Source organism: Treponema sp. R80B11-R83G3 (assembly GCF_054786115.1).
On the sequence record NZ_BDHF01000479.1, the window covers coordinates 1 to 470 of the forward strand.

The 470-nt window shown below is 34.5% G+C and carries 1 protein-coding gene; it reads left to right on the plus strand.

Going from position 1 to position 470, the window contains the following annotated elements:
• On the plus strand, window positions 1-470 hold a 470-nt coding region (locus ACYVRH_RS14565), incomplete at both ends, for a hypothetical protein (RefSeq protein ID WP_461257582.1).

Below are 470 nucleotides of genomic sequence, written 5' to 3' on the forward strand. Positions count from 1 at the left end.
ATCATTACAAAAAGTTGAATACGAAGAATTAATCATTAATGGTGAACAAAAATTTGAAAGAGGAAATGATGGGAAAGGACAAATAACGACAACTCAATTTACAGATAAAATGAAGTTTCAATTATCCCCAAATCAGCTTGTTGTCGCCTCAAAAAGAGACGCAATCCAACATCCATTTCTGGAAGAATTGGCTCAATGGGCAGAAGGGCAGAGAATGTATGCCTTTGGTTCAGATATGGGTAAAGATACTATTTTTCTTGCAAACGATATGAACAATATAAATGTTGATCCTCGTGACATGAATTCAGTAATTGGTTTGTATCTCAAGGGTGAACGTGAGTTCCCTCAAGATTTCCGAGAACGTATTATCAATTCTATGAAAAATATTGATTATGAATTGAGTAATATAGGAGTTTCTTCTGATCCAAACTCTCTACCACTTATACCTCATGTTGGTAATAGTGGATTAG